Source organism: Cupriavidus sp. FW305-27 (genome assembly GCF_058787995.1).
On sequence record NZ_JBYTAG010000065.1, the window covers coordinates 18,298 to 40,477 of the forward strand.

A 22,180-nucleotide genomic window follows, 5' to 3' on the forward strand; every position below is an offset into this window, starting at 1 on the left:
GGCAAGCCGCGCCAAGAAGCGCGGCTTTTTTGCGCCCTCGCGTTCCCGGTTGCCGCCGGCATGCCGCGCCCGCACTGGCGGCGCGCCCCGGCTGTGGCGCCGGAGCCGATGCTTTTCACCCGAATGAGCAAGGGTGTTCGCAAGCGCTGCGCCAAGGTGTATGCTGCGCCATACAAAGAGAGGGAATCCTGGCCGTGCCCCGCACCGGTGCACCGGCTCCCCGCCGCGGAGGCACCATTGCATCACCATGTATCTTTCTGCACCGGCTTGCCCCGTTGCGCTGCACAATGCGGGAGTAGTCGCTGCTCTATAATGGGCCGGACGCCTCCGGCCAGGCCAACGGCAGGCCGGAGCCAGCCCACTGCCCGGCGGAACGGTCCGCCCGCTAACTGAAATCCTGCGCATCGCCCATGAATCGTTTGGCCAAATTGCTGCCACCCGGCAACATCACCCTCGACGTCAGCGTCACCAGCAAGAAGCGTGTGTTCGAGCAGGCCGGGCTCCTCTTCGAGAACAACCATGGTGTGGCGCGCGCCATCGTGACGGACAACCTGTTCGCGCGCGAGTCGCTTGGATCCACCGGCCTGGGCGCCGGCGTGGCAATCCCGCACGGCCGCATCAAGGGCCTGAAGCAGCCGCTGGCCGCGTTCATGCGCCTGGCCGAACCAATTCCGTTCGAATCGCCCGATGGCAAGCCGGTATCGCTGCTGATCTTCCTGCTGGTGCCCGAACAGGCTACGCAGCAGCACCTGGAAATCCTGTCCGAAATCGCGCAACTGCTTTCCGACCGCGACATGCGTGAAGGGCTGGCCACGCTGCCCACGCCCGATGCCGTCCATCAGTTGCTGATCGCATGGCATCCCTGATCCCCTGATCCCTCAAGCGGGCCGGCACCAGACCGGGCAGGCGCCAAGGCGCTTCGCAAACCGCCCCACCAGTCATACCGCATGGAACTCACCGGCGTCACCTCCCAGTCCATCTTCGACGACAACGCAGCCGACATCAAACTCTCGTGGGTGGCCGGCCTGGAAGGTGCGGATCGCGCCTTCGATGTGGAGTTCGCCCGCGAAGCCACCTCCGCCGCCGACCTGGTGGGCCACCTGAATCTGATCCACCCCAACCGCATCCAGGTGCTCGGCAAGCCCGAGATCACTTATTACCAGCGGCTGGACGACGAGACCCGCAAGCGCCAGATGGGCGAGCTGATCCTGCTGGAGCCGCCCTTCCTGGTGATCGCCGACGGCATGGAGCCGCCGCCCGACCTGGAACTGCGCTGCACGCGCTCGTCCACGCCGCTGTTCACCACGCCGGTGTCGTCGGCCGCGGTGATCGACCACCTGCGCCTGTACCTGTCGCGTATCTCCGCGCCGCGCGTGACCATGCACGGGGTATTCCTCGACATCCTGGGCATGGGCGTGCTGATCATGGGCGAATCGGGCCTGGGCAAGAGCGAACTGGGCCTGGAACTGATCTCGCGCGGCCACGGGCTGGTGGCCGATGATGCCGTGGACTTCGTGCGCCTGGGGCCGGATTTCATTGAAGGCCGCTGCCCGCCGCTGCTGCAGAACCTGCTTGAAGTACGCGGTCTGGGCCTGCTCGACATCAAGACCATCTTCGGTGAGACCGCGGTGCGCCGGAAGATGAAGATCAAGCTGGTGGTGCAGTTGGTGCGTCGCAATGACGGCGAGTTCGAGCGGCTGCCGCTCGATTCGCAATACCTCGACGTGCTGGGCCTGCCGATCCACATGGTCAAGATCCAGGTGGCGGCCGGGCGCAACCTGGCCGTGCTGGTCGAGGCCGCGGTGCGCAACACCATCCTGCGCCTGCGCGGCATCGATACGCTGCGCGACTTCATGGACCGGCAGCGCGCCGCGATGCAGGCCGATGCAGTATCGCGCGGCCAGGGCCGCTTGCTCTGAGCGCCGGCGTTTTCATTTGCTTACAACGGCGTTGACGCAGAACGTCAACGTTCTTCAGGCATGCTCCGTTTTGTGCTGTAATGGGCATCGCGCCCGTTACGGAAGCTGCAACGCCGGCAATGGCGCGCGGCCATGAAGTTTTCCACACCCAGGAGAGCAAGCATGAAGAAATTGATCGCGATGTGCGCGCTGGTCACCCCGATGATCGCCGCCAGCGCTTTTGCACAGACCACCGCCACGCCGGCAACCCCCGCGACGCCAGCCAAGCCGGCGGCCACCGCACCGGCAACGCCGGCCATGCCTGCCACGCCCGCCACCCCGGCTACCCCGGACAAGCCCGCAGCCAACGCCCAGCAGGACAAGATGAAGGCCTGCAATACGCAAGCCGCCGGCAAGAAGGGCGACGAACGCAAGGCGTTCATGAAGGAATGCCTGTCCAAGGGCGCGTCCAAGACCCAGCAGGAGAAGATGGCCTCCTGCAGCAAGTCGGGCAAGGGCAAGAAGGGCGACGAATACAAGGCCTACATGAAGGAATGCCTGTCCAAGGCAGCCTGAGCCGCAACCAGCGCCGCAAGCTGACGACAAAAGCATGGCGAACCGCGAGGTTCGCCATGTTTGCTTTTGCGCGTGGTGTCATGACGCCTTCATCACGTGATGCTATGCTTCAGTTGCTATGCGCATCATCCTCATCACCGGCATATCCGGTTCCGGCAAGTCCGTCGCACTGAACGTGCTCGAAGACGCAGGCTACTACTGCGTGGACAACCTGCCGGCTCAGTTCATCCCGGAACTGACCCGCTATCTCGACAGCCAGGGCTATACGCACCTGGGCGTCGCCACTGACATCCGCAGCCGCGAGTCGCTCGACCAGTTGCCCGACACCGTGCGCGCGCTGGCCGCTGAGCACCAGGTCGAGGTGGTGTTCCTGACCGCCAGCACCGACGCACTGGTGCAGCGCTACTCCGAGACGCGCCGCCGCCACCCGCTCTCGGTCCGTACCGACGGCGTGCCGGGCCCGGGCGGTGAACCCGCCTTCAACGACACCGCGCTGATGGAAGCGATCGAGATGGAGCGTGCGCTGCTGAGCCCGCTGGCCGAGGCCGCGCACCGCATCGACACCAGCAATGTGCGCACCAATACGCTGCGCAGCTGGATCAAGGAGCTGATCCGCGACGACAGCCAGCGGCTGACGCTGCTATTCGAGTCGTTCGGCTTCAAGCACGGCGTGCCCAGCGATGCGGACATGGTGTTCGACGTGCGCTCGCTGCCCAACCCCTATTACGACCTGGCCTTGCGCCCGCTGACGGGGCGCGACACGCCGGTGATCGACTTCCTGCAGGCCCAGCCAATGGTGCTGGCGATGGCCGAGGATATCCGCGCCTACGTGGAAAAGTGGCTGCCGAGTTTCATTGCCGACAACCGCAGCTACCTGACTGTGGCGATCGGCTGCACCGGCGGCCAGCATCGCTCGGTCTATATTGCGGAAAGGCTTGCCAACTACTTCCGGGCGCATGGTAATGTGCTGGTGAGACACCGAGAGCTCGCACCGGCGGGCTGACGCAGGCGGGACTGCCCACTGGCATCATTGGCATCTGCGCGCCGCGTTGGCCGGCTGGCCCATTGCTGCGCGATACCCAAGCTGGCACTGCATGTCCTCGACCGACCTCTACCGTCCCACGGCATCAGAAGATCCGCCGCGGACGCTCGACAACCTGCCGCTGTTCCCGTTGCACACCGTGCTGTTTCCCGGTGGACGGCTGCCATTGCGCGTGTTCGAGGCGCGCTATGTCGACATGGTGCGCAACTGCCTGCGCGACAACACTCCCTTCGGCGTTTGCCTGATCGAAAGCGGCGAGGAAGTGGCCCGGCCGGACCAGCCCACCGTGCCGGAACTGATCGGCTGCCTGGCGGAGATCGTCGACTGCAACATGGAACAGCTGGGCGTGCTCTTGATCCGTGCGCGCGGCCGCGAGCGCTTCCATATCGTCAGCCATGACACCCGCGACGACGGCCTGCTGGTTGCGCGCGCCGAGGTGCTTCCTCCCGACATCATCGACTGCAAGCTGGAGCTGCTGGGCGAATGCCTGGATGCGCTGCGGCGCATTGTCACGCGGCTCCATGCCGAGCAACCCGACCGCCTGCCATTCGACGAGCCCTACCTGTGGGACGACCCGAGCTGGGTCGCCAACCGGCTGTGCGAGTTGCTGCCGGTGCCGCTCAAGGCCAAGCAGATGCTGATGGCGTTGCCCGATGCCGGCATGCGCATCGAGATCGTGCACCGCTACATGCGCCAGAACCACATGCTCTAGGCGCTCAGAACAGCCCGCCGCGGGCCTGGTCCTCCAGCAGCCTGCGCACCGGCGCGGGCGTACCCACCGCATCGAGATCGTCAAGCGAGATCCAGCGCTGCGCGGCTTCCGCAGCGCCGTCCTGCGCCATCAGGCTTGCGCCGTCCGCGCTCACATCGACCCGGATGGCACGGATCAGCAGGCGGAAGTGCGTGAACACATGGGTCAGCTCGCCGGTCAGTGCGGCGCGCGCGGGCTTGCCGAAGGCGCGGGCATAGTCGAGCGCCGCCGCCTCGGCGGCTTCCGTGTCGAAGGGCACGCTGTCGACCGGCATCTCCGGCAGGCTCCACAAGCCGCCCCAGATGCCGCTGCCGGGGCGCAGGCGCAGCAGCACTTCGCGCTGGCGCCGCACCAGCAGCATTACCGTGCTGCGCTCGGGGATGGCCGCGCGCGGCTTGGGCGTGGGCAGCACGCCGGTGAGCCCGTCGCGGCGCGCCACGCAGTCGGCCGACAGCGGGCACGCGCCGGCATCGGCCAGGCAGGCCGGCTTGCCGCGCGAGCACACCGTGGCGCCCAGGTCCATCAGCCCTTGCGTATAGGCGATCATGTCCTCGGCCTGGCGCGGGCCTGGCGCCGGCAAGGCCCGCTCGGCCAGCTGCCACATGCGCGTTTCCACCACGCGCTCGCCCGGATGGCCGTGGATGCCGAAGCAGCGCGCGAACACGCGCTTGACGTTGCCATCCAGGATTGGAGAACGCACGCCGGCGCTGAACGCGGCGATTGCCGCGGCGGTGGAGCGGCCGATGCCGGGCAATGTGGCCAGCACCGCGGGATCGGTCGGGAAACGGCCACCATGCTCGCTCACCACCTGCATAGCGCAGCGGTGCAGGTTGCGTGCGCGCGAGTAATAGCCCAGCCCCGCCCATAGCGCCATGACCTGGTCGGCAGGCGCCGCCGCCAGCGCCTGCACCGTGGGCAGCTGCGAGACAAAGCGCTGGAAGTAGTCGATCACCGCGCTCACCTGGGTCTGCTGCAGCATGATCTCCGACAGCCAGATGCGGTACGGGTCGCGCGTGTTCTGCCACGGCAGGTCGTGCCGGCCATGCTGGCGCTGCCAGTCGACCACGCTGGCGCCGAAGTCGGGCGGCACGCAGATATCGGCGGGGATGGCGGGAACGGCGCGAGGGGCTGGTTTGCGGGGCATCTGGGTGAAACGTTCTGAAGCGCGGGGCGCGCGGCGCACCAAAGGAAAAGGCGCCGCTAAGTGCGGCGCCACATGATATACCGGCTTCAGGATCAGGCCACCGCAAGGCTCGCGCTGTCGGCTGCAGCCGTCGGCCGCAGCAGCCGCTGCGCGTAGCCCTCGATACGGCCGCTGCGCTCGTCCAGGCCGTTGAGCACTTCCTCGAGTTCGGCAATGCGGCTTTCCAGCGTGTCGGTGGCCTCATGGATGCGCTCGATCGAATCGACGCGCCGGCGCAGCTGCTTCTGGTGCTCGCGCACCTGCGCTTCCAGTGGCGTCATCACCGACTTGAGCCAGACCTCGATATCGCGGTTCAGGTCACGGAAGTTCTCCAGCACGCGGCTGGCCATGGTGCTGAAGGCGCTCTGTACCAGCTGCGGGCGCGAGCGCGTCAGCATGCTGACCGTGCCGAAGTGCGCATGCACCAGGCGCAGTGTTTCCTCGAGCTCGGCCACGTAGCGCTCGGCAGTGAACTGCATCGGCGCGGGCAGCGTGAAGCCGTGCTCGGCGTTGAAGCGCCGGTACATGCTTTCGATCAGTTGGTGCAGCTGGCCGATCTTGTTGTCGGCATCGGTCACCAGCCTGGTCAGCTGCGCAAACAGCGCGTCCATGTCTTCGCGCAGTCCGCGCGAGAAGAAGCGCTCTTTCATCTGCTCGCGCGCGCTGCGCATGGTAAGGCGCACGTCGCGCAGCTGCAGGCTCTTGATGATGTCGGCGCTGTGGCGGCCGAAGACCAGGCGCAGCGCCTGGAACTTGCTGATGCTCTGCTCGAACTCTTCCTTCTCGCCCTGCACGCGCATCAGCATGTGCTTGACCATCGCATGGTTCTTGCCGCGCAGGCCGCGCAGCTCGAACAGCTGCTCGACGATATCGCGGCGGCGGGTCTGCAGCAGCTGCTGCGCGGCGCGCGCCATGTCCTGCACCAGCCGGTGCGCCTGGTCTGAAACGATCTCGCGCCGGCGCGGGATCAGCTGGTCGGACAGCACGTGCTCGAACTCGGGCAGGCCGCTGCGCGCCAGCAGCTCGTCGTCGTGCGTGACCTTGGCCACCAGGCCCTTCTGCGCCGATACCGGATAGACGCGCGACTGCTCAATGCCCAGCACCTGCGCGGTGGTGGACACCTGCCGCGCAATCTCCTGCGCGATCTCGCCCGGCTCGCGCAGCGGATCCCACAGCCCGTCGATCTTGTTGAGCACCGCCAGGCAGCCGCGCCGATGGCCGGCGCCGACATGGCTGCGCCACAGCTCCAGGTCGCTCTTGGTGACACCCGCATCGGCGGCCAGCACGAACACCACCACATGGGCGTCGGGGATCAGCCGCAGCGTCAGCTCGGGCTCGGTGCCGATCGCGTTCAGGCCCGGCGTGTCCAGGATCACCAGGCCCTGGCGCAGCAGCGGGTGCGGGAAATTGATGACGGCGTGGCGCCAGCGCGAGATCTCGACCATGCCCTCGGCATCGACCGCGTAGGCGGCATCGGGATCGTTCTCGTGGTACAGGCCCAGCGCCTCGGCCTGCGCGGGCGGCACGCGCACGGTCTGCACCACGTGCTGGAACGCAGCCAGCATGCCCTCGGGCGAAGACGGGTCCAGCGGCACCGAATGCCAGTGCGAAGCCGAGGTGCCGGCCTCCAGGAAATCGGCGGTAGAGGCCTCCTGCAGGCGTGTCTCGATCGGCAGCAGCCGGATGCATGGCGGCTCGGCCTCGTCATAGCGCAGCTCGGTCGGGCACATCGTGGTGCGCCCCGCCGACGACGGCAGGATGCGGCGCCCGTAGTCGGCGAAGAAGATGGCGTTGATCAACTCGCTCTTGCCGCGCGAGAACTCGGCAATGAAGGCGACCTTGAGGCGGTCGCTGCGCAGCACGCTCTGGATGCGCTGCACGCGGTCATCGGCCTGGGCGTCGTACAGGTCGTGCTGCTGCAGCCAGGACTGGAATTCGGCCAGTGACTGGAGGACCCCGGTTCTCCAGGCGCCGTATTGTTCGAATTGGTGGGCGAGCGTTGTCATGGAGCTGTTCGGCTGACTTGGTTTTACCTCGGGGCACGCCGCTTTCGCGCTGCGCCCGTGTTCGCACAATGCCGGCCCGACCACGGTCTACCTGCAGGCGGCGGGCCATTTTGTAACTTTTTATGACTGCGCACACGATACAGGTTTCCACGACGGTTTTGTGGAATTCACGCCCCTCCGTAATGGCTTGCACAAGGAGTGTTGCGCCGACCCATCGACAATCGCCGGCGGCGCGCATTGTGCGCCACACGGCGCCTGCCCGGGGTGGCCGCCAAGGCTCAGCGCTGGCAGTTCGGGCAGTAGAAGGTCGAGCGCTGGCCCTGCACGATCTGGCGCACCGGCGTGGCGCAGACCCGGCATGGCTGGCCGGCGCGGTCGTAGACCAGGCAATCCAGCTGGAAATAGCCGCTGGCGCCGTCGCTGCCGACAAAGTCGCGCAGCGTGCTGCCCCCGCGCTCGATTGCCTGTGCCAGAGTCTCGCGCACCGCCTGCGCCAGGCGGTCGCAGCGCGCGCGGCTCAGGCGCCCGGCCGGGGTGGTCGGACGGATGCCGGCGCGGAACAGGCTTTCGGACGCATAGATATTGCCCACGCCGACCACGATGCCGCCGGCCAGCAGCACGGTCTTGATGGCGGCGCTGCGCCCGCGCGTGTGGCGGTGCAGCCAGGCGCCGTCGAAGGCAGGATCGAAGGGCTCGATGCCGAGCGTGCGCAGCAGCGGGTGCGACGGCAGTTCAGCCTCGGGCAGCGTGCTCCACAGGATGGCGCCGAAGCGGCGCGGATCGCGGAAACGCAACACGATGGTTCCCGGTTTGGTGCCCAGCGCGGCGCCGGGCCCGGGGGCCAGCACCAGGTCAAGGTGGTCGTGCGCGCCAGGCGGCGGCGCCTCGGGCAGCACCCGCAGCGTCCCGGTCATGCCCAGGTGGACCAGCAGCCAGCCGGCCGGCTCGCCCGCCGCCTCGCTCACGCATTCCAGCAGCAGGTATTTGCCGCGGCGCTCGATCCGGCGCACCACGCGCTGGGCCAGCCGCATTTCCAGTTGCGGATCGACCGGCCAGCGCAGGCCGCGGTGGCGCACCGTGACCGCGGCGATGCGCCGTCCCACCACATGCGGCAGCAAGCCGCGCCGGGTCACCTCGACCTCGGGCAATTCTGGCATCGAACCTCTCCGTTGGTTACCGCTCAAAACTCCAGCGGCGCCTGCGGGCACCGGCCTGCGGCGCCAAGCAGCGCATTGTAGCGGCAGGCTACAATGCCCTTTATCAATGCGCTTTCTCTCATCCCTCGCCAGCGCGCGCCGGAGCAATCACTACATGTCGGACCTCATGCCGGACCTGATGCCGGACTCCACATTGCAAGCCACCGCGGGCGGCCTCCCGATCGCTTTTCCAGGCGCCGTTTCCCGCACAGCGCGCACGGCTGGCGCCCTGGCCCGGTTTTTCCAGGCGCCCCGCCGCCATGCGCGTGCGCTGGCCGCCTCGGCATTGCTGGCCCTGGCCGCCGGCACCAGCCACGCCGCGCCGCCTGCGGGCGCCATGCCATTGCCATCGGCACTGCAGCTGGCCGCGGCCGAAAGCGAGCGCCCCGCCGCCGCCAGGTCCGCACGCAGCGCGCTGCCGTCGCTGGAGCTGACCGACGACATCGTCTATATGGTGCTGGCCGCGGAGATTTCCATGCAACGCGGCCTGGTCGGCCCGGCCTACCGGACCTACATGGAACTGGCCCGGCAGACCCGCGACCCGCGCTTCGCGCAGCGCGCCACCGAGATCGCCTTCAATGCGCGCATCCCGCAGCAGGCACTGGACTCCGCGCGCCTGTGGAAGGAGATTTCTCCGACTTCGCCCGCGGCAGCGCAGGTGCTGTCGACGCTGCTGGTGCTCAACGGCCGCTGGGACGATGCCCGGCCCCTGCTGCAGCAACAGCTGGCGGCGGTGCCGGCCAGCCAGCGAGGCGAGGCCATCCTGCAGCTGCAGCAGCAGCTGTCGCGCACCAGCGATGCGGCCGGCGCGGCCACACTGCTGCAGGACCTGACCAAGAATGACGCCAAGCTGCCGGAAACGCAGCTGGCACTGGCGCGCGCCAGGGAAGTCGCCGGCGACGAGCCGGGCGCGCTCGCCGCGCTCGACCAGGCATTGCGGCTGCGCCCGGGCTATGAAGCGGCCGCGCTGATGGCGGCCGAGCTGCGCGCCGAGAAGCAGCCCGACGAAGCCGTCGCGATCCTGAAGCGCTTCCTCGACAAGTCGCCCGATTCGGTCAACGGCCATATCACGCTGGCGCGGCTGTACCTGCTGCGCAACGACATGCAGTCGGCCCGGCAGGAGTTCGAGACCCTGCGCAAGGTAGCCCCGGGCGACCCGCGCGTGCCGCTGGCATTGGGCCTGACCAGCCTGCAGGCCAAGAGCTACGGCGAGGCCGAGCAGTACCTGAAGGAATACCTGCAGCTGGTCGAGAAGCAGCCCACCGCCAACCCCGACATTGCCTACCAGTACCTGGCGCAGATCGCCGAGGAGCGCAAGGACTACGCCGGCGCCATCCGGTGGCTGGACCGCATCGAGGACATCCGGCTGGCGCCCGCGGCGACCGCCAAGCGCGCACAGCTGCTGGCGCGCATGGGCAAGCTCGACGACGCCCAGGCGCTCTTCGGCGAGATGCTCACCGACGCCGAGGACATCTCCGATCCTGGCCAGCGCGCGCAGCGCATGACCGCCATCCGCCAGGCCGAGGTGGCCACGCTGATGGAAAGCAAAGCCTATGACCGCGCCCGCAAGCTGCTCAACGACCGCATTACGGCCGAGCCCGACAACGCCGACTGGATCTACGAGCTGGCCATGCTCGACGAGCGCCAGAAGCGTTACGACAGCATGGAGAAGGGCCTGCGCAAGGTGATTGCGCTGCAGCCGCAGCAGAAGCAGGGCTACAACGCGCTGGGCTACTCGCTGGCGGACCGCAACGAGCGGCTGCCCGAGGCGCTCAAGCTGCTGGAGCGCGCCTCCGAGCTGGGGCCGGACGATCCGTACATCATGGACAGCCTGGCCTGGGTCAAATTCCGCATGGGCGACCTGCGCCCGGCGGCCGACCTGCTGCGCAATGCCTATTCCAAGGCGCCCGAGGCCGAGATCGGCGCGCACCTGGGCGAGGTGCTGTGGCAGCTCGGCGAGCATGACGAAGCGCGCAAGACCTGGACCGAGGCCGTCCGCATCGACCCCGAGAACGAGACCCTGGTCGACACGCTGCGCCGCTACAAGGTCAACGTGCAAGTGTCCAAGTAACCCCGCCCGCCGCGACCCGCAGCCCGGGTCCGCGGCGCCGGATTTCCGTCAGCCGGTGGACGCCGCCGCGCCGCCGTTCTCACGACCAAGCCCATGAACCGATCCCGACGCCTGGCGCTCTTCTGCCTTGGCGCCCCGCTGCTGCTGCAGGCGTGTGCCAGCGTGGCACCGTCGCGCAGCTTTGATGGCGACCAGGCCGCCGCCAGCCAGCAATACACCGGCCGCTTCTCCGCCAACTACGTGCGCTACGGGCGCGACGAAGGCGTGCAGGGAAGCTTCCGCTGGGAAGAGCAGGGCCGCAACGTGCGGCTGGACCTGGTGTCCCCGCTCGGCCAGACCCTGGCCGTGGTCACCGCCACACCGTCCGGCGCCACGCTCGACCTGCCCAACCAGCCGCCGCGCAACGCGCCAGAGGTCGACACCCTGATGGAGGAAGCGCTCGGCTTTGCGCTGCCAGTGGCCGGCATGCGCGACTGGCTGCACGGCCGCGCCACGCAGGGCGCGCCCGCGCGCACCACGCGCGACGAGCAGGGCCGGCTGGCCACGCTGGCGCAGAACGGCTGGACCGTGCGCTACGTCGCCTGGCAGGACGCAGCCGCCCAGGTGCCGCGCCGCATCGACCTGGCGCGCGACGCCGGCAGCAATCCGCTGTCGGTGCGCCTCGTGATCGATCCCCGGACGCCGTGAACCACGCCATGCATCGCAGCCAGCCCCTGCCCCCGCCCGAACTGCGCGACTGCCCCGCGCCGGCCAAGCTCAACCTGTTCCTGCACGTGACCGGCCGCCGCGCCGACGGCTACCACACGCTGCAGACCGTGTTCCAGCTGGTCGACTGGTGCGACACGCTGCATTTCCGCCGGCGCGACGACGGCGTGGTCGCACGCGTCACCGACGTGCCCGGCGTGCCGGCCGAGACCGACCTGGTGGTGCGCGCCGCGCGCGCGTTACAGGCGGCCACCGGTGCCACGTTCGGGGCCGACATAGCCATCGACAAGGTGCTGCCGATGGGCGGCGGCATCGGCGGCGGCTCGTCCGATGCCGCCACCACGCTGCTGGCGCTGAATCACCTGTGGGGACTGGGCCTTGCGCGTGCCGAACTGATGCGCATCGGGCTGGCGCTGGGCGCCGACGTGCCAGTATTCGTGTTGGGCCAGAACGCCTTTGCACAGGGCATCGGCGAGGACCTGACGCCAGTCGAGCTGCCCGAGAGCTGGTTCGTGGTCATCCACCCGAAACAGCATGTCCCCACCGCTGAAATTTTTTCGGACGAGTGCTTGACAAGGGATACGCCGCTCTCCATAATTGCGGTCTTCGCTGCTCGCACAAACAAATTCGATTTCGGTCGCAACGACCTGGAACCGATAGCAACAGCGAAGTTCGGCGAAGTCGCCCGAGCCCTGGCATGGCTGAAGCAACACAATCAGCATGCCAGGATGACCGGTTCCGGAGCCTGCGTGTTTGCGCGTTTTCCCGACGCAACAACAGCGCAGCAGGTTTTGGAAAGGTTGCCTCCCGAATGGGACGGCAGGTGTGTGCGCAGTCTGGCACGTCATCCGCTCGCAGCGCTCGCGTAGCAAGTTTTCGTTCGGCGCGGTACGGCAGTCTGGTACCACGAAGAACGGCCCGGTTGTGTAGGGGAGTCGCCAAGTTGGTCAAGGCACCGGATTTTGATTCCGGCATTCGAAGGTTCGAATCCTTCTTCCCCTGCCATTACATTCCTATAGTGTCCTTACGGACTCTCTGTATCAGTCACCGGCTTTGCCGGTGACGCCAAGCTCCCCCAGCAGCAAGACAGGTGCCCCGAATGAGCAGCGAAGGCTTGATGGTATTTACCGGCAACGCCAACCCCAAACTCGCGGAGGCTGTCGTACAGCACCTCGGCATTCCCCTGGGCAAGGCGTTGGTTGGCCGTTTCTCCGACGGCGAAGTTCAAGTTGATATCCAGGAAAACGTTCGCGGCAAGCACGTCATCGTGCTGCAGTCCACCTGCGCGCCGACCAACGACAACCTGATGGAGCTGATGGTGATGGTCGACGCGCTCAAGCGCGCCTCGGCACGCAGCATCACCGCCGCCATGCCCTACTTCGGCTATGCCCGCCAGGACCGCCGCCCGCGTTCGGCGCGCGTCGCGATCTCGGCCAAGGTCGTGGCCAACATGCTGGAAGTCGCCGGTGTCGAGCGCGTGCTGACGATGGACCTGCACGCTGACCAGATCCAGGGCTTCTTCGATATTCCCGTCGACAACATCTACGCTTCGCCGGTACTGCTGGGCGACCTGCGCGAGAAGAACTACGGCGACCTGCTGGTGGTGTCGCCGGACGTCGGCGGCGTGGTCCGTGCCCGCGCGCTGGCCAAGGAACTGAACTGCGACCTGGCGATCATCGACAAGCGTCGTCCCAAGGCCAACGTGGCCGAGGTGATGAACATCATCGGTGAAGTCGACGGCCGCAACTGCGTCATCATGGATGACATGATCGACACCGGCGGCACGCTGTGCAAGGCCGCCCAGGTGCTGAAGGAGCGCGGCGCGCTGAAGGTCTTCGCCTACTGCACGCACCCGGTGCTGTCGGGTGGCGCGGCCGCCCGCATCGCGGACTCGGCGCTGGACGAAGTGGTGGTGTGCGACACCATCCCGTTGTCCGAAGAAGCCGCCAAGTGCACCAAGATCCGCCAGCTCTCGACCGCCCCGCTGCTGGCCGAGACCTTCACCCGCATCGTCAAGGGCGACTCGATCATGTCGCTGTTTGCGGGTTCCTGATAGAATTTAAGGTTTTACTGCGTTGATCGCCGTTTTTCGGCGATCAACGTGACTTGATCGGCGCATCATTTGCTGTTTGCGCCGCAACGAGGCTGTCTGGTCGCGGACGGCCTTCTTACTTTTGGAGTCATCATGAAAGTTGTCGCTTTCGAGCGTAGCGTACAGGGAACGGGTGCGAGCCGCCGCCTGCGCAATTCGGGCAAGACCCCCGGCATCATCTACGGCGGCGCCGCCGAGCCGAAGATGATCGAACTGGATCACAACGCGCTGTGGCACGCCCTGAAGAAGGAAGCGTTCCACTCGTCGATCCTGGAACTGGAAATCGCTGGCAAGTCGGAACAGGCCCTGCTGCGCGCATTCCAGATGCACCCGTTCAAGCCGCTGGTGCTGCACGTAGATTTCCAGCGCGTGTCGGCCAACGACAAGATCCACGTCAAGGTGCCGCTGCACTTCATGAACCAGGAAACCGCTCCTGGCGTGAAGCTGGGCCACGGCATCGTCAACCACATCCTGAACGACCTGGAAGTTTCGTGCCTGCCGGCCGACCTGCCCGAGTTCATCGAAGTGGACCTGGCCGCCGTCGAGCTGAACCAGACCGTCCACCTGTCGGACATCAAGCTGCCGAAGGGCGTGACCGTGATCACCCACGGTGACGACAACCCGGCCGTCGCCAGCATCTCGCAACCGGCTGGAGCCGTGTCGGAAGCTGCCGAAGGCGGCGAAGCCGCTGGCGAAACGCCGGCTGCCTAAGCTGCAGCAGCGGTCGCGGCCTGCCGGCCGCGCCACGAAGAAACCGCCGCTTCTTGCGGCGGTTTTTTTTCGCCCGGCAGCCGTCTGCCGGTTTTTCGGTATCCTTGGCGCTTGTGGCGCAGCCTTGCGCGCCAACGACCCAGTCAAACGCATGATCAAGCTTATCGTCGGCCTCGGCAATCCCGGTGCGGAGTACGAGGCCACCCGACACAACGCCGGCTTCTGGCTGGTGGACCAGCTGGCCCGCATGGGCGGCGCCACGATGCGCGTGGAAGGCCGCTTCCACGGCCTGGCCGCGCGTGCGCGGCTGTGGGACCAGGACATCTGGCTGCTCAAGCCGTCGACCTTCATGAACCGCTCCGGCCTGGCCGTGGTGTCGCTCGCGCGCTTCTACAAGGTCCTTCCCGACGAGATCGTGGTCGCGCACGACGAGATGGACCTGCCGGCGGGCGCGGCCAAGCTCAAGCGCGGCGGCGGCGCGGGCGGCCACAACGGGCTCAAGGACATCTCGGCCCACCTGTCCACGCAGGACTACTGGCGCCTGCGCCTGGGCGTGGGCCATCCGCGCAACGCGCCCGGCGGCGCCGGCGCGGGCCGCGAGGACGTGGTCAACTTCGTGCTCAAGCCACCGCGGCGCGAGGAGCAGGAAGCCATCGATGCCGCCATCGACCGCTGCATCGAGCCGCTCGGCCTGCTGGCACGCGGCGATGCTGAACGCGCCATGGCGCAGCTGCATACCACGCGCTGACAAATACGCATATTCCTGCGACAAGCGTATGAAAACGGGCCGCATCTGCGGCCCGTCGTGGTTTGGCGGCCCAAGACTGCTGTTGCAGACAATATGTCATCAAAGTGCCATGGGCGGCACATACATTCCGTGGTTTCCAATCGCGTCGGTATCGCATGGTGGCCGATGCGCATGACAACCCACAGGAGGAAAGCCCATGTCGTACCTGACCGATCAAGCGCGGGCCGCCAGTCGCGCTGCCAAGCCCGACGCTGACGTGCCCGGCCAGATGCTCGAAGACATCGTAGCCGCCAACCCGGCCCGCCGCCGGGTGCTGCGCGGCGGCCTGGGCCTGTCGCTGGCCTCGGCGTTCGGCAGCGGCCTGCTGGCCGCCTGTGGCGGCGATGACGATCCCGCACCGGCACCGGCCCCCGCACCTGCTCCGGCCCCAGCGCCCGCCGCGGCCGCCCCGAGCTACGACGTCACCTTCGAGCCGGTCGCCAAGTCGACCGCGGATGCCGTGGTCGTGCCCAATGGCTACAGCGTCGACGTGCTGTTCTCCGCCGGCGACCCGGTCGAAGCCGGTGCCACCGGCTATGCCGGCGCGTTCCAGTCCTCGGCCGAAACCGAGCGCCAGGCCGGCGGCAACCACGACGGCATGCACTACTTCGCGCTGCCGGGTGTCGATCCGCAGAAGGGCGGCCTGCTCGCCATCAACCACGAGCTGCCGGACTACAAGATCCTGTTCGCGGGCGGCACCTATGACGCCGCCACGGCCAGCCCCGAGCAGAAGCGCATCGCGCTGTCGGCGGTCGGCATCTCGGTGATCGAAGTGGAACTGGCAGCCAGCGGCAAGTGGCAGGTCAAGCGCGACTCGATCTACAACAAGCGCTACACCGGCAACACGCTGTACCGCGTGGGCGGCCCGGCTGCTTCGGTGGTGGGATCGACCGTAGTCGGCATGCTCAACAACTGCTCGAGCGGCCATACCCCGTGGGGCACCTACCTGACCTGCGAAGAGAGCACGGACAACTACATCGACCCGACCCAGGCCGAGAACGGCTACGGCTGGGTGGTGGAAGTCGATCCGTACGGCACGCTGGGCTCGCCGGCCAAGCGCACCGCGATGGGCCGCTTCGACCATGAGAACGTCGCCTTCCTGACCGACGCCAGCAACAACGTCGCCTTCTATATGGGCGACGACGGCACGCCGGGCTGCATCTACAAATTTATCCCGAGCAAGGCCTTCGATCCGAACAACCGCGCCGCCAATGCCAACCTGCTGGACAGCGGCACGCTCTACGTGGCCAGGTTCAACGCCGACGGCAGCGGCCAGTGGATCGAGCTGACGCAGGGCAAGAACGGCCTGACCGTGGGCGCTTCGGATCCGGGCAACTGGACCCAGTCGGCCGTCTCGCCGGCGCCGACCACGGTCGACTTCGCCAGCCAGGCCGACGTGCTGATCAACACCAAGTCGGCCGCGCGCGTGGCCGGTGGCACGCTGATGGACCGCCCCGAGTGGATCACGGCCGCACCGGACAAAACCCTGTACTGCACGCTGACCAACAACAGCGGCCGCCAGCAGACCGACGCCGCCAACCCGCGCAAGAACAACCTGCACGGCCATATCGTCAAGTGGAACGAAGCCGGAAATTCGCCGCTGGCGACCACGTTCACGTGGAGCATCCTGCTGCAGGCCGGCGACCCGTCGCTGGCCACCGACAACCTGAAGGGCAACATCAACGGCGACACGTTCTCGAGCCCCGACGGCCTGCGCGTCGACCCGCAGGGCCGGCTGTGGGTGCAGACCGACTCCAGCACCAGCGCCACCTACACCAGCACGTTCGGCAACAACAGCATGTACTACATCTCGCCGACGGGTCAGTCCAAGCGCTTCCTGGTCGGCCCGACCGGCTGCGAAATCACCGGCATCGCCTACACGCCGGACCTGACCACCTGCTTCATCAACATCCAGCACCCCACCGGCGCGTGGCCGGACGCGGCCAAGCCGCCGCGCTCGTCCACCATCGTGGTGCGCCGTAGCGACGGCAAGCCGATCGGTGCGTGACCGCGCAGTGCAGTAGGTAGTACCAGCAGTAACTGGGGAAAAGTTAAACCCCCGTCACCTTGCGGTGCCGGGGGCTTTTTTTTGCCTGGCTGAAGCTGCGGGTCAGGCCGCGTGCTTGGCGGCCGTCAGCAGCCGGTAGCGCTGCATCAGGACCTCATGCGTTTCGACGCGGTTCGGATCCTTGGGGATACAGGCGACCGGGCAGACCTGCTGGCATTGCGGCTCGTCGAAGTGCCCGACACACTCGGTGCACTTGTTGGGGTCGATTTCATAGATCTCGGGCCCCATCGAAATGGCTTCGTTCGGGCACTCGGGTTCACAAACGTCGCAGTTGATGCAGTCGTCAGTGATCATCAGCGCCATGGTGTTTCCTTCCTGCGGACACGCCCGCGCCCGACTGGCCGCGACTCGACGTATCTGTGTCTGCTATTTTATTCCGGTTTGCCGATTTTCTCTTGCAGCCAGCGTTCCACCGACGGGAACACGAACTTGCTGACATCGCCGCCCAGCACCGCGATCTCACGCACGAAGGTGCCGGAGATGAACTGGTACTGGTCCGACGGCGTCAGGAACATGGTTTCCACGTCGGGCAGCAGGTAGCGGTTCATGCCTGCCATCTGGAATTCGTACTCGAAGTCGGACACCGCGCGCAGGCCGCGCACGATCACGCGCGCATTGTTGTTGCGCACAAAGTCCTTGAGCAGGCCGGAAAAGCCTTCGACGCGCACATTGGGATAATGCCCGAGCACTTCACGGGCAATGCCGATGCGCTCTTCGAGCGAAAAGAACGGGCGCTTGTTGGGGCTGTGCGCCACGCCGACCACCAGTTCGTCGAAGATGTTCGACGCACGGCGGACCAGATCCTCGTGTCCCCGGGTCATTGGATCGAACGTGCCGGGATAGACCGCGATGACCATACTTCCTCCTTGATCTGCCCGCTGCCGGCCTTGGGCCGCCTCTTGCGCCGGCCGGACCGGCGTGGGTGCTGCGTCGCGAGCGTTGTAACAGCGGCGTAGTGTAACCCCAAATGCGCCACTTGGAAGCCGCCCGGCGCACCGTTTTGCCGCAGCGCAGCTATGAAGCCGTTTCCCATTGAGGAAGGGGACCTTCCTCATTGCAGAACAGGCCTACCCGGACCATCGCCCCAGACTGGTGCATCAGGCAGCGCCGTTGCCCGGCACGCGATGCTGCAGCAGGTGGAAATGCACCGCGCCGGCGCGCGCGTGGCGCACGATTTCAAGCGACGCCGGCACCGGCGCGTCGGCACCGGTCAGCGCATGGTCGGTCTCGACATAGACTGCGCCGCCGGGCCGCGACAGCCTCGCCGCGTGCTCCAGCGCCGGCCCGACCCAGTCCTCGGCGAAGGGCGGATCCAGGAAGACCACGTCGAAGCTGGCATCGGGCAGTTGCGCGGCAATGGCAAAGGCATCGCCCTGCATCACGCGCACCTGAGCCGCGTCGAGCCGGTACTGGTTGTCGCGCAGCTGCTTGGCCACGCGCGCATTGGACTCGACCAGCGTGACCGCGGCGGCGCCGCGCGAGGCGGCCTCGAAGCCGAGCGCGCCGGAGCCGGCGAACAGGTCCAGGCATTCCAGCCCGGACAGGTCCTGGCCGAGCCAGTTGAAGAGCGTCTCGCGCACGCGGTCGGGCGTGGGGCGCAGGCCCTGGGCATCGGGAACGGGCAGCAAGGTGCGCTTCCAGCGGCCGCCGATGATGCGGACCTGGGACGGCTCCTGGCGCGGTGCCTGGCGTGGCGCCGCGGAAACGGGGGAACGCCCGCCGCTGGCAGCGGCAGGAGAGGCGGGTCGCCCGCCGATGGGGGGGCGACGGCAATCGGGAACGCGAATTCATCCCGTGATTGTAGAGCCTGCGGGCCGGTTCGCCGCACGCGCCGGAGCCCCGGCGCGCATGACGGGCCCAAGCGGTGCCGGCATCACTGCCTGGCGGCAGTCGCAGGCGCCGCGACCGGGCCGCCGACGATTACCGTCGCCATATTGTCCGGGCGCACATGGCGCTGGAAAGCGGCCCTGACCTGCTCACGCGTGACCTTGCCAATCTGGGCGGTCCAGGTGTCCAGGTAATCCAGCGGCAGCCCGTACCAGCCGATATTGGCGACGTTGGTCAGCAGCTTGCGGTTGTTGTCGATGCGCAGCGGGAAACCGTTGATGAGGTTGTCCTTGGCCGCGCGCAGCTCTTTCTCGGTCGGGCCCTCGGCGACAAAGCGCGCCAGCACCTGGCGCACCAGCGCCAGCGCTTCGTCGGTCTGCGCCTTCTTGGTCTGCAGGCTGATGCCGAACGGACCCGGCTGCTTGGACGGCGCGAAGTAGCTGTCCACGCCGTAGGTCAGGCCGCGCTTCTCGCGCACCTCGTCAGTCAGGCGCGAGCTGAAGCCGCCGCCGCCCAGCACGTAGTTGCCCACCAGCAGCGCGAAGTAATCGGGGTCGCCGCGGGCAATGGCCGGCTGGCCGATGGCCACGCTGGACTGCTGTGCCGGATGCGGCATGCGCTGCTCGCTCGGGGCGATGTTCAGGCGCACCTGCGGCATGGCCGGCGCCGCGCTGCCGGGCGGCAGCCCGCGCGTGAGCTGCTCGGCAATGGCTTCGGCCTGCTTGCGGTCGACCGCGCCGATCAGCGTCACGACCGCGCGCTGCGCGCCGTAGTTGTCGCGCCAGAACCTGACGATGTCGTCGCGCGTGATCGACGCCACGCTGTCCGGGGTCGCGGCCACGCCATAGGGGTGGTCAGGGTACATGGCCTTGGCCAGCGCCTTGTCGGCGATCACGCCGGGCTTGGCGTCGGCTTCGCGGATGGCGGTGATCAGGCGCTGCTTCTCGCGCCCGACCACAGCGTCCGGGTAGGTCGGCGCCTTGATCAGTTGCGCGGCCAGCGCGACCGACTGGTCCAGCTCCGGCTGGGCGGTCAGCGTGCGCAGCCCGATGCCGCCGCGGTCGCCGCCGGCGGCGCCGCCAAAGGCGGCGCCGGTATCGGCAAAGCCATCGGCGATCTTCGCTTCATCGCGCGCCGGCTGGCCTTCCAGCGCCGCGGCGCCCTTGTCCAGCAGCGCGGCGGTCAGCGTGGCCAGCCCGGCCTTGCCCGGCGGGTCATAGCGACTGCCGGCGTCGAAGTCGATATTGACGTCGAGCATCGGGATCGACGGGCTATGCACAAAGAACACCCTGGCGCCGGTTGACGCGGTCCAGTGCTCGATCGGGATCGCGGCCTGCGCCAGTTGCGCAGCGAGCAGGACCACGGCGCCCAATGCGGCGCCGGCCAGTTTGCGCAGCGCACGCTGCGGGGTGGTGACGGACTGAGTCATCGCCTTTCCTCAGTGGCGCAGGCCCGACGGGGCCTGGGACTTGGGCTTGTTCGGATCGATCGGCTGCGGCACCAGCGTGGCCACGGTCAGGTTGTCGTCGTTGAAATACTTCGCGGCGACGGCCTGCACCTGCGCCGGCGTGACGGCCTTGATCTTGTCGAGCATGCGGTCGATCTGGCGCCAGGAGATATCCGAGATCTCGGACACGCCGATTTCCATGCCCTGCCCGAACACCGAATCACGCTTGTAGATCTGGCCGGCCACCACCTGCGCCTTGACGCGCTTGAGCTCCTCCGGCGACACGCCCTCCTTGGCGATGCGCTGGACCTCGGCGCGCAGCGCGCGCTCGATCTCGTCGGTGTTGTGGCCTGTGGCGGGCGTGCCGTCGAGCACGAACAGCGACTCGCCGCGGTTGATGCTGTCATAGCCGACGTTGACGTCGTCGGCCAGGCGCTGCTCGCGCACCAGTTCGCGCGTCAGTCGTGCGTTGTCGTAGCCGTTAAGCACGGCCGCCAGCACCTCCAGCGCGTAGGGGTCGACGTCCTTCTCGATATCGCGCAGGCGCGGCACCTTGTAGGCCATCACCATGTACTGGTTCTCGGCCGGCGCCTTGACCCAGATGCGCTTGATGCCCTTTTGCGCCGGCTCTTCCTGGTCCTTGCGCAGCGGCAGCGTACGCGGCTTGAGCTTGCCGTAATAGCGCTCGGCCAGGGCGCGCACTTCCTCGGCCTTGACGTCGCCGGTGACAATCACCATGGCGTTGTTGGGCACGTACCAGTGGCGGTACCACTCCTTGACGTCGTCCACGCGCATATTGACCAGGTCGTCCATCCAGCCGATCACCGGGTGGCGGTACGCGGCGGCGGTGTAGACCGTGGCCAGCAACTGCTCATAGACGGTGCCGCGCGCGGAGTCATCGGTGCGCAGGCGGCGTTCTTCCATCACCACCTTCATCTCGCGTTCGAACTCGTCCTTGGTGATGACGAGGTTGGCCATGCGGTCGGCCTCCAGCTCCATCATCCTCGGCAGGTACTGCTTGCCGATCTGCTGGTAGTACATGGTGAAGTCGCGGTTGGTCATGGCGTTCTCACGCCCGCCCAGCGCGGCCACCTGCTTGGAGAACTCGCCCACGCCGACCTTGGGCGTGCCCTTGAACATCATGTGCTCGAGCATGTGCGCCACGCCGGTGGTGCCGCTGACCTCGTCGATGCCGCCCACGCGGTACCAGATCTGGTGCGCCACCGTGGGCGCGCGGTGGTCTTCCTTGACGATCAGCCGCAGCCCGTTGGACAGGCGGTATTCGGTCGTGCCATGCGCGGTCGCGCCGGCCGGGGCGGTCTGCGTGCCGGGCATCGGCGAAGCCACCACGCCCTGCGCCCCTGCCGGCATCGACCACGGCAGCAAGGCCAGCAGCAGCGTGGGAATGACTCGCCGCGCGAGACGCGCGGCGCGGGCGGGAAGCGGTTTGGAGGAAGGTGAAAGGCGTTGGAAGCGCGTTGCGACGCAGGCTTTGGTGCCTTGTGCGCCCGCAGCGGCCAGGACAGCGCAATGGTTCATGCGACCCCGTCTGCTAGAATTTTGCCGATCGACTCACGTGCGCAAGACTGCGCGCATGAATCTGCCATGTAGCGAACTATACGCAATCGCCGGCCGGGACCACAACGCTTTCTCCCCAGCCATCGCGATGCCTGCGTAACCCATTGATTTATAACCGGTTGCCTGCTGGCATTTGGCTGCCGCCAGGGTATCGGCCCCGGTATTGACTCCATTCCCCAATGTTTAGTTTCTGGAAGAAGCGCAAGGCCGAGCCCGCGCCCGCCGAGGCGCCAGCCCCGGCC

At 67.3% G+C, this 22,180-nt stretch carries 20 protein-coding genes and 1 tRNA gene; 13 read left to right on the forward strand and 8 right to left on the reverse strand.

What is annotated here, in order from left to right; genetic code table 11:
- Window positions 1-410 precede the first annotated feature (410 nt).
- The 5 genes from ptsN (at window position 411) to AC3WRI_RS26040 (ending at window position 4,228) form a co-directional block, all read left to right on the forward strand.
- Window positions 411-866 carry a PTS IIA-like nitrogen regulatory protein PtsN gene (gene ptsN, locus AC3WRI_RS26020; protein WP_010814385.1) on the forward strand — a complete coding sequence of 152 codons (456 nt, stop codon included), beginning with the start codon at window positions 411-413 and terminating at the stop codon, window positions 864-866.
- 81 nt (window positions 867-947) lie between these two features.
- Entirely contained in the window at window positions 948-1,919 is a 972-nt protein-coding gene (gene hprK, locus AC3WRI_RS26025) for an HPr(Ser) kinase/phosphatase (protein WP_010814384.1), read from the forward strand.
- Between the two features lie 162 nt (window positions 1,920-2,081).
- Window positions 2,082-2,474 (forward strand): PsiF family protein, encoded by a 393-nt coding sequence (locus AC3WRI_RS26030; protein WP_010814383.1) that lies wholly within the window; start codon window positions 2,082-2,084, stop codon window positions 2,472-2,474.
- 118 nt (window positions 2,475-2,592) lie between these two features.
- Window positions 2,593-3,477 carry an RNase adapter RapZ gene (rapZ, locus tag AC3WRI_RS26035; protein WP_010814382.1) on the forward strand — a complete coding sequence of 295 codons (885 nt, stop codon included), beginning with the start codon at window positions 2,593-2,595 and terminating at the stop codon, window positions 3,475-3,477.
- Between the two features lie 91 nt (window positions 3,478-3,568).
- A complete protein-coding gene (locus AC3WRI_RS26040; RefSeq protein ID WP_010814381.1) occupies window positions 3,569-4,228 on the forward strand; it encodes an LON peptidase substrate-binding domain-containing protein in 660 nt (219 codons plus the stop codon).
- A gap of 4 nt (window positions 4,229-4,232) precedes the next feature.
- Here AC3WRI_RS26040 and mutY read toward each other — a convergent pair whose 3' ends face one another.
- The 3 genes from mutY to mutM form a co-directional block, all read right to left on the reverse strand.
- Window positions 4,233-5,411 carry an A/G-specific adenine glycosylase gene (gene mutY / locus AC3WRI_RS26045; RefSeq protein ID WP_492294350.1) on the reverse strand — a complete coding sequence of 393 codons (1,179 nt, stop codon included), beginning with the start codon at window positions 5,409-5,411 and terminating at the stop codon, window positions 4,233-4,235.
- A 92-nt stretch (window positions 5,412-5,503) separates the two neighbouring features.
- The gene (locus AC3WRI_RS26050) at window positions 5,504-7,456 is read right to left on the reverse strand and encodes a dynamin family protein (protein ID WP_492294351.1); all 1,953 of its coding nucleotides are present in this window, start codon (window positions 7,454-7,456) and stop codon (window positions 5,504-5,506) included.
- A 278-nt stretch (window positions 7,457-7,734) separates the two neighbouring features.
- Window positions 7,735-8,613 (reverse strand): bifunctional DNA-formamidopyrimidine glycosylase/DNA-(apurinic or apyrimidinic site) lyase, encoded by an 879-nt coding sequence (gene mutM, locus AC3WRI_RS26055; protein WP_492294353.1) that lies wholly within the window; start codon window positions 8,611-8,613, stop codon window positions 7,735-7,737.
- A gap of 154 nt (window positions 8,614-8,767) precedes the next feature.
- Here mutM and AC3WRI_RS26060 point away from each other — a divergent pair, with 154 nt between their 5' ends.
- The 8 genes from AC3WRI_RS26060 to AC3WRI_RS26095 all read left to right on the forward strand — a co-directional run bounded on the left by AC3WRI_RS26060 (window position 8,768) and on the right by AC3WRI_RS26095 (window position 17,026).
- The gene (locus AC3WRI_RS26060) at window positions 8,768-10,723 is read left to right on the forward strand and encodes a tetratricopeptide repeat protein (protein WP_010814377.1); all 1,956 of its coding nucleotides are present in this window, start codon (window positions 8,768-8,770) and stop codon (window positions 10,721-10,723) included.
- A gap of 93 nt (window positions 10,724-10,816) precedes the next feature.
- The gene (gene lolB, locus AC3WRI_RS26065; RefSeq protein ID WP_010814376.1) at window positions 10,817-11,410 is read left to right on the forward strand and encodes a lipoprotein insertase outer membrane protein LolB; all 594 of its coding nucleotides are present in this window, start codon (window positions 10,817-10,819) and stop codon (window positions 11,408-11,410) included.
- An 8-nt stretch (window positions 11,411-11,418) separates the two neighbouring features.
- Entirely contained in the window at window positions 11,419-12,297 is an 879-nt protein-coding gene (gene ispE / locus AC3WRI_RS26070) for a 4-(cytidine 5'-diphospho)-2-C-methyl-D-erythritol kinase (RefSeq protein WP_010814375.1), read from the forward strand.
- Window positions 12,298-12,356: 59 nt separating this feature from the next.
- Window positions 12,357-12,433, forward strand: a tRNA-Gln gene (locus AC3WRI_RS26075).
- Window positions 12,434-12,527: 94 nt separating this feature from the next.
- Window positions 12,528-13,481: a ribose-phosphate pyrophosphokinase gene (locus tag AC3WRI_RS26080; RefSeq protein WP_010814374.1), complete on the forward strand. Its 954-nt coding sequence runs from the start codon at window positions 12,528-12,530 to the stop codon at window positions 13,479-13,481.
- Between the two features lie 132 nt (window positions 13,482-13,613).
- Window positions 13,614-14,231, forward strand: a complete 618-nt coding sequence (locus AC3WRI_RS26085; protein WP_492294355.1) for a 50S ribosomal protein L25/general stress protein Ctc — start codon at window positions 13,614-13,616, stop codon at window positions 14,229-14,231.
- Between the two features lie 151 nt (window positions 14,232-14,382).
- Window positions 14,383-14,979, forward strand: coding sequence for an aminoacyl-tRNA hydrolase (pth, locus tag AC3WRI_RS26090; RefSeq protein ID WP_010814372.1), 597 nt, complete (start codon window positions 14,383-14,385; stop codon window positions 14,977-14,979).
- Between the two features lie 196 nt (window positions 14,980-15,175).
- On the forward strand, window positions 15,176-17,026 hold the full coding sequence (locus AC3WRI_RS26095; protein WP_010814371.1) for a PhoX family protein: 1,851 nt from the start codon (window positions 15,176-15,178) through the stop codon (window positions 17,024-17,026).
- Between the two features lie 102 nt (window positions 17,027-17,128).
- On the opposite strand, the gene AC3WRI_RS26100 is transcribed toward AC3WRI_RS26095, so the two are convergent.
- The 5 genes from AC3WRI_RS26100 to AC3WRI_RS26120 all read right to left on the reverse strand — a co-directional run bounded on the left by AC3WRI_RS26100 (window position 17,129) and on the right by AC3WRI_RS26120 (window position 21,899).
- Window positions 17,129-17,389 carry a YfhL family 4Fe-4S dicluster ferredoxin gene (locus AC3WRI_RS26100; protein WP_010814370.1) on the reverse strand — a complete coding sequence of 87 codons (261 nt, stop codon included), beginning with the start codon at window positions 17,387-17,389 and terminating at the stop codon, window positions 17,129-17,131.
- Window positions 17,390-17,457: 68 nt separating this feature from the next.
- Window positions 17,458-17,943 (reverse strand): pantetheine-phosphate adenylyltransferase, encoded by a 486-nt coding sequence (gene coaD / locus AC3WRI_RS26105; RefSeq protein WP_010814369.1) that lies wholly within the window; start codon window positions 17,941-17,943, stop codon window positions 17,458-17,460.
- Window positions 17,944-18,183: 240 nt separating this feature from the next.
- Complete coding sequence (gene rsmD, locus AC3WRI_RS26110) at window positions 18,184-18,714, reverse strand: 16S rRNA (guanine(966)-N(2))-methyltransferase RsmD (RefSeq protein ID WP_492294357.1); 531 nt, start codon at window positions 18,712-18,714, stop codon at window positions 18,184-18,186.
- A 245-nt stretch (window positions 18,715-18,959) separates the two neighbouring features.
- Entirely contained in the window at window positions 18,960-20,342 is a 1,383-nt protein-coding gene (locus AC3WRI_RS26115) for a M16 family metallopeptidase (RefSeq protein WP_010814798.1), read from the reverse strand.
- A 9-nt stretch (window positions 20,343-20,351) separates the two neighbouring features.
- Window positions 20,352-21,899, reverse strand: a complete 1,548-nt coding sequence (locus tag AC3WRI_RS26120; protein WP_010814799.1) for a M16 family metallopeptidase — start codon at window positions 21,897-21,899, stop codon at window positions 20,352-20,354.
- Between the last annotated feature and the right edge of the window lie 281 nt (window positions 21,900-22,180).

Excerpts from the sequence above, each read along its gene's own strand:
- ptsN (WP_010814385.1), top strand. The coding sequence starts at position 411 with ATGAATCGTTTGGCCAAATTGCTGCCACCCGGCAACATCACCCTCGAC.
- hprK (WP_010814384.1), top strand. The coding sequence starts at position 948 with ATGGAACTCACCGGCGTCACCTCCCAGTCCATCTTCGACGACAACGCA.
- AC3WRI_RS26030 (WP_010814383.1), top strand. The coding sequence starts at position 2,082 with ATGAAGAAATTGATCGCGATGTGCGCGCTGGTCACCCCGATGATCGCC.
- rapZ (WP_010814382.1), top strand. The coding sequence starts at position 2,593 with ATGCGCATCATCCTCATCACCGGCATATCCGGTTCCGGCAAGTCCGTC.
- AC3WRI_RS26040 (WP_010814381.1), top strand. The coding sequence starts at position 3,569 with ATGTCCTCGACCGACCTCTACCGTCCCACGGCATCAGAAGATCCGCCG.
- mutY (WP_492294350.1), bottom strand. The coding sequence starts at position 5,411 with ATGCCCCGCAAACCAGCCCCTCGCGCCGTTCCCGCCATCCCCGCCGAT.
- AC3WRI_RS26050 (WP_492294351.1), bottom strand. The coding sequence starts at position 7,456 with ATGACAACGCTCGCCCACCAATTCGAACAATACGGCGCCTGGAGAACC.
- mutM (WP_492294353.1), bottom strand. The coding sequence starts at position 8,613 with ATGCCAGAATTGCCCGAGGTCGAGGTGACCCGGCGCGGCTTGCTGCCG.
- AC3WRI_RS26060 (WP_010814377.1), top strand. The coding sequence starts at position 8,768 with ATGTCGGACCTCATGCCGGACCTGATGCCGGACTCCACATTGCAAGCC.
- lolB (WP_010814376.1), top strand. The coding sequence starts at position 10,817 with ATGAACCGATCCCGACGCCTGGCGCTCTTCTGCCTTGGCGCCCCGCTG.
- ispE (WP_010814375.1), top strand. The coding sequence starts at position 11,419 with ATGCATCGCAGCCAGCCCCTGCCCCCGCCCGAACTGCGCGACTGCCCC.
- AC3WRI_RS26080 (WP_010814374.1), top strand. The coding sequence starts at position 12,528 with ATGAGCAGCGAAGGCTTGATGGTATTTACCGGCAACGCCAACCCCAAA.
- AC3WRI_RS26085 (WP_492294355.1), top strand. The coding sequence starts at position 13,614 with ATGAAAGTTGTCGCTTTCGAGCGTAGCGTACAGGGAACGGGTGCGAGC.
- pth (WP_010814372.1), top strand. The coding sequence starts at position 14,383 with ATGATCAAGCTTATCGTCGGCCTCGGCAATCCCGGTGCGGAGTACGAG.
- AC3WRI_RS26095 (WP_010814371.1), top strand. The coding sequence starts at position 15,176 with ATGTCGTACCTGACCGATCAAGCGCGGGCCGCCAGTCGCGCTGCCAAG.
- AC3WRI_RS26100 (WP_010814370.1), bottom strand. The coding sequence starts at position 17,389 with ATGGCGCTGATGATCACTGACGACTGCATCAACTGCGACGTTTGTGAA.
- coaD (WP_010814369.1), bottom strand. The coding sequence starts at position 17,943 with ATGGTCATCGCGGTCTATCCCGGCACGTTCGATCCAATGACCCGGGGA.
- AC3WRI_RS26115 (WP_010814798.1), bottom strand. The coding sequence starts at position 20,342 with ATGACTCAGTCCGTCACCACCCCGCAGCGTGCGCTGCGCAAACTGGCC.
- AC3WRI_RS26120 (WP_010814799.1), bottom strand. The coding sequence starts at position 21,899 with ATGAACCATTGCGCTGTCCTGGCCGCTGCGGGCGCACAAGGCACCAAA.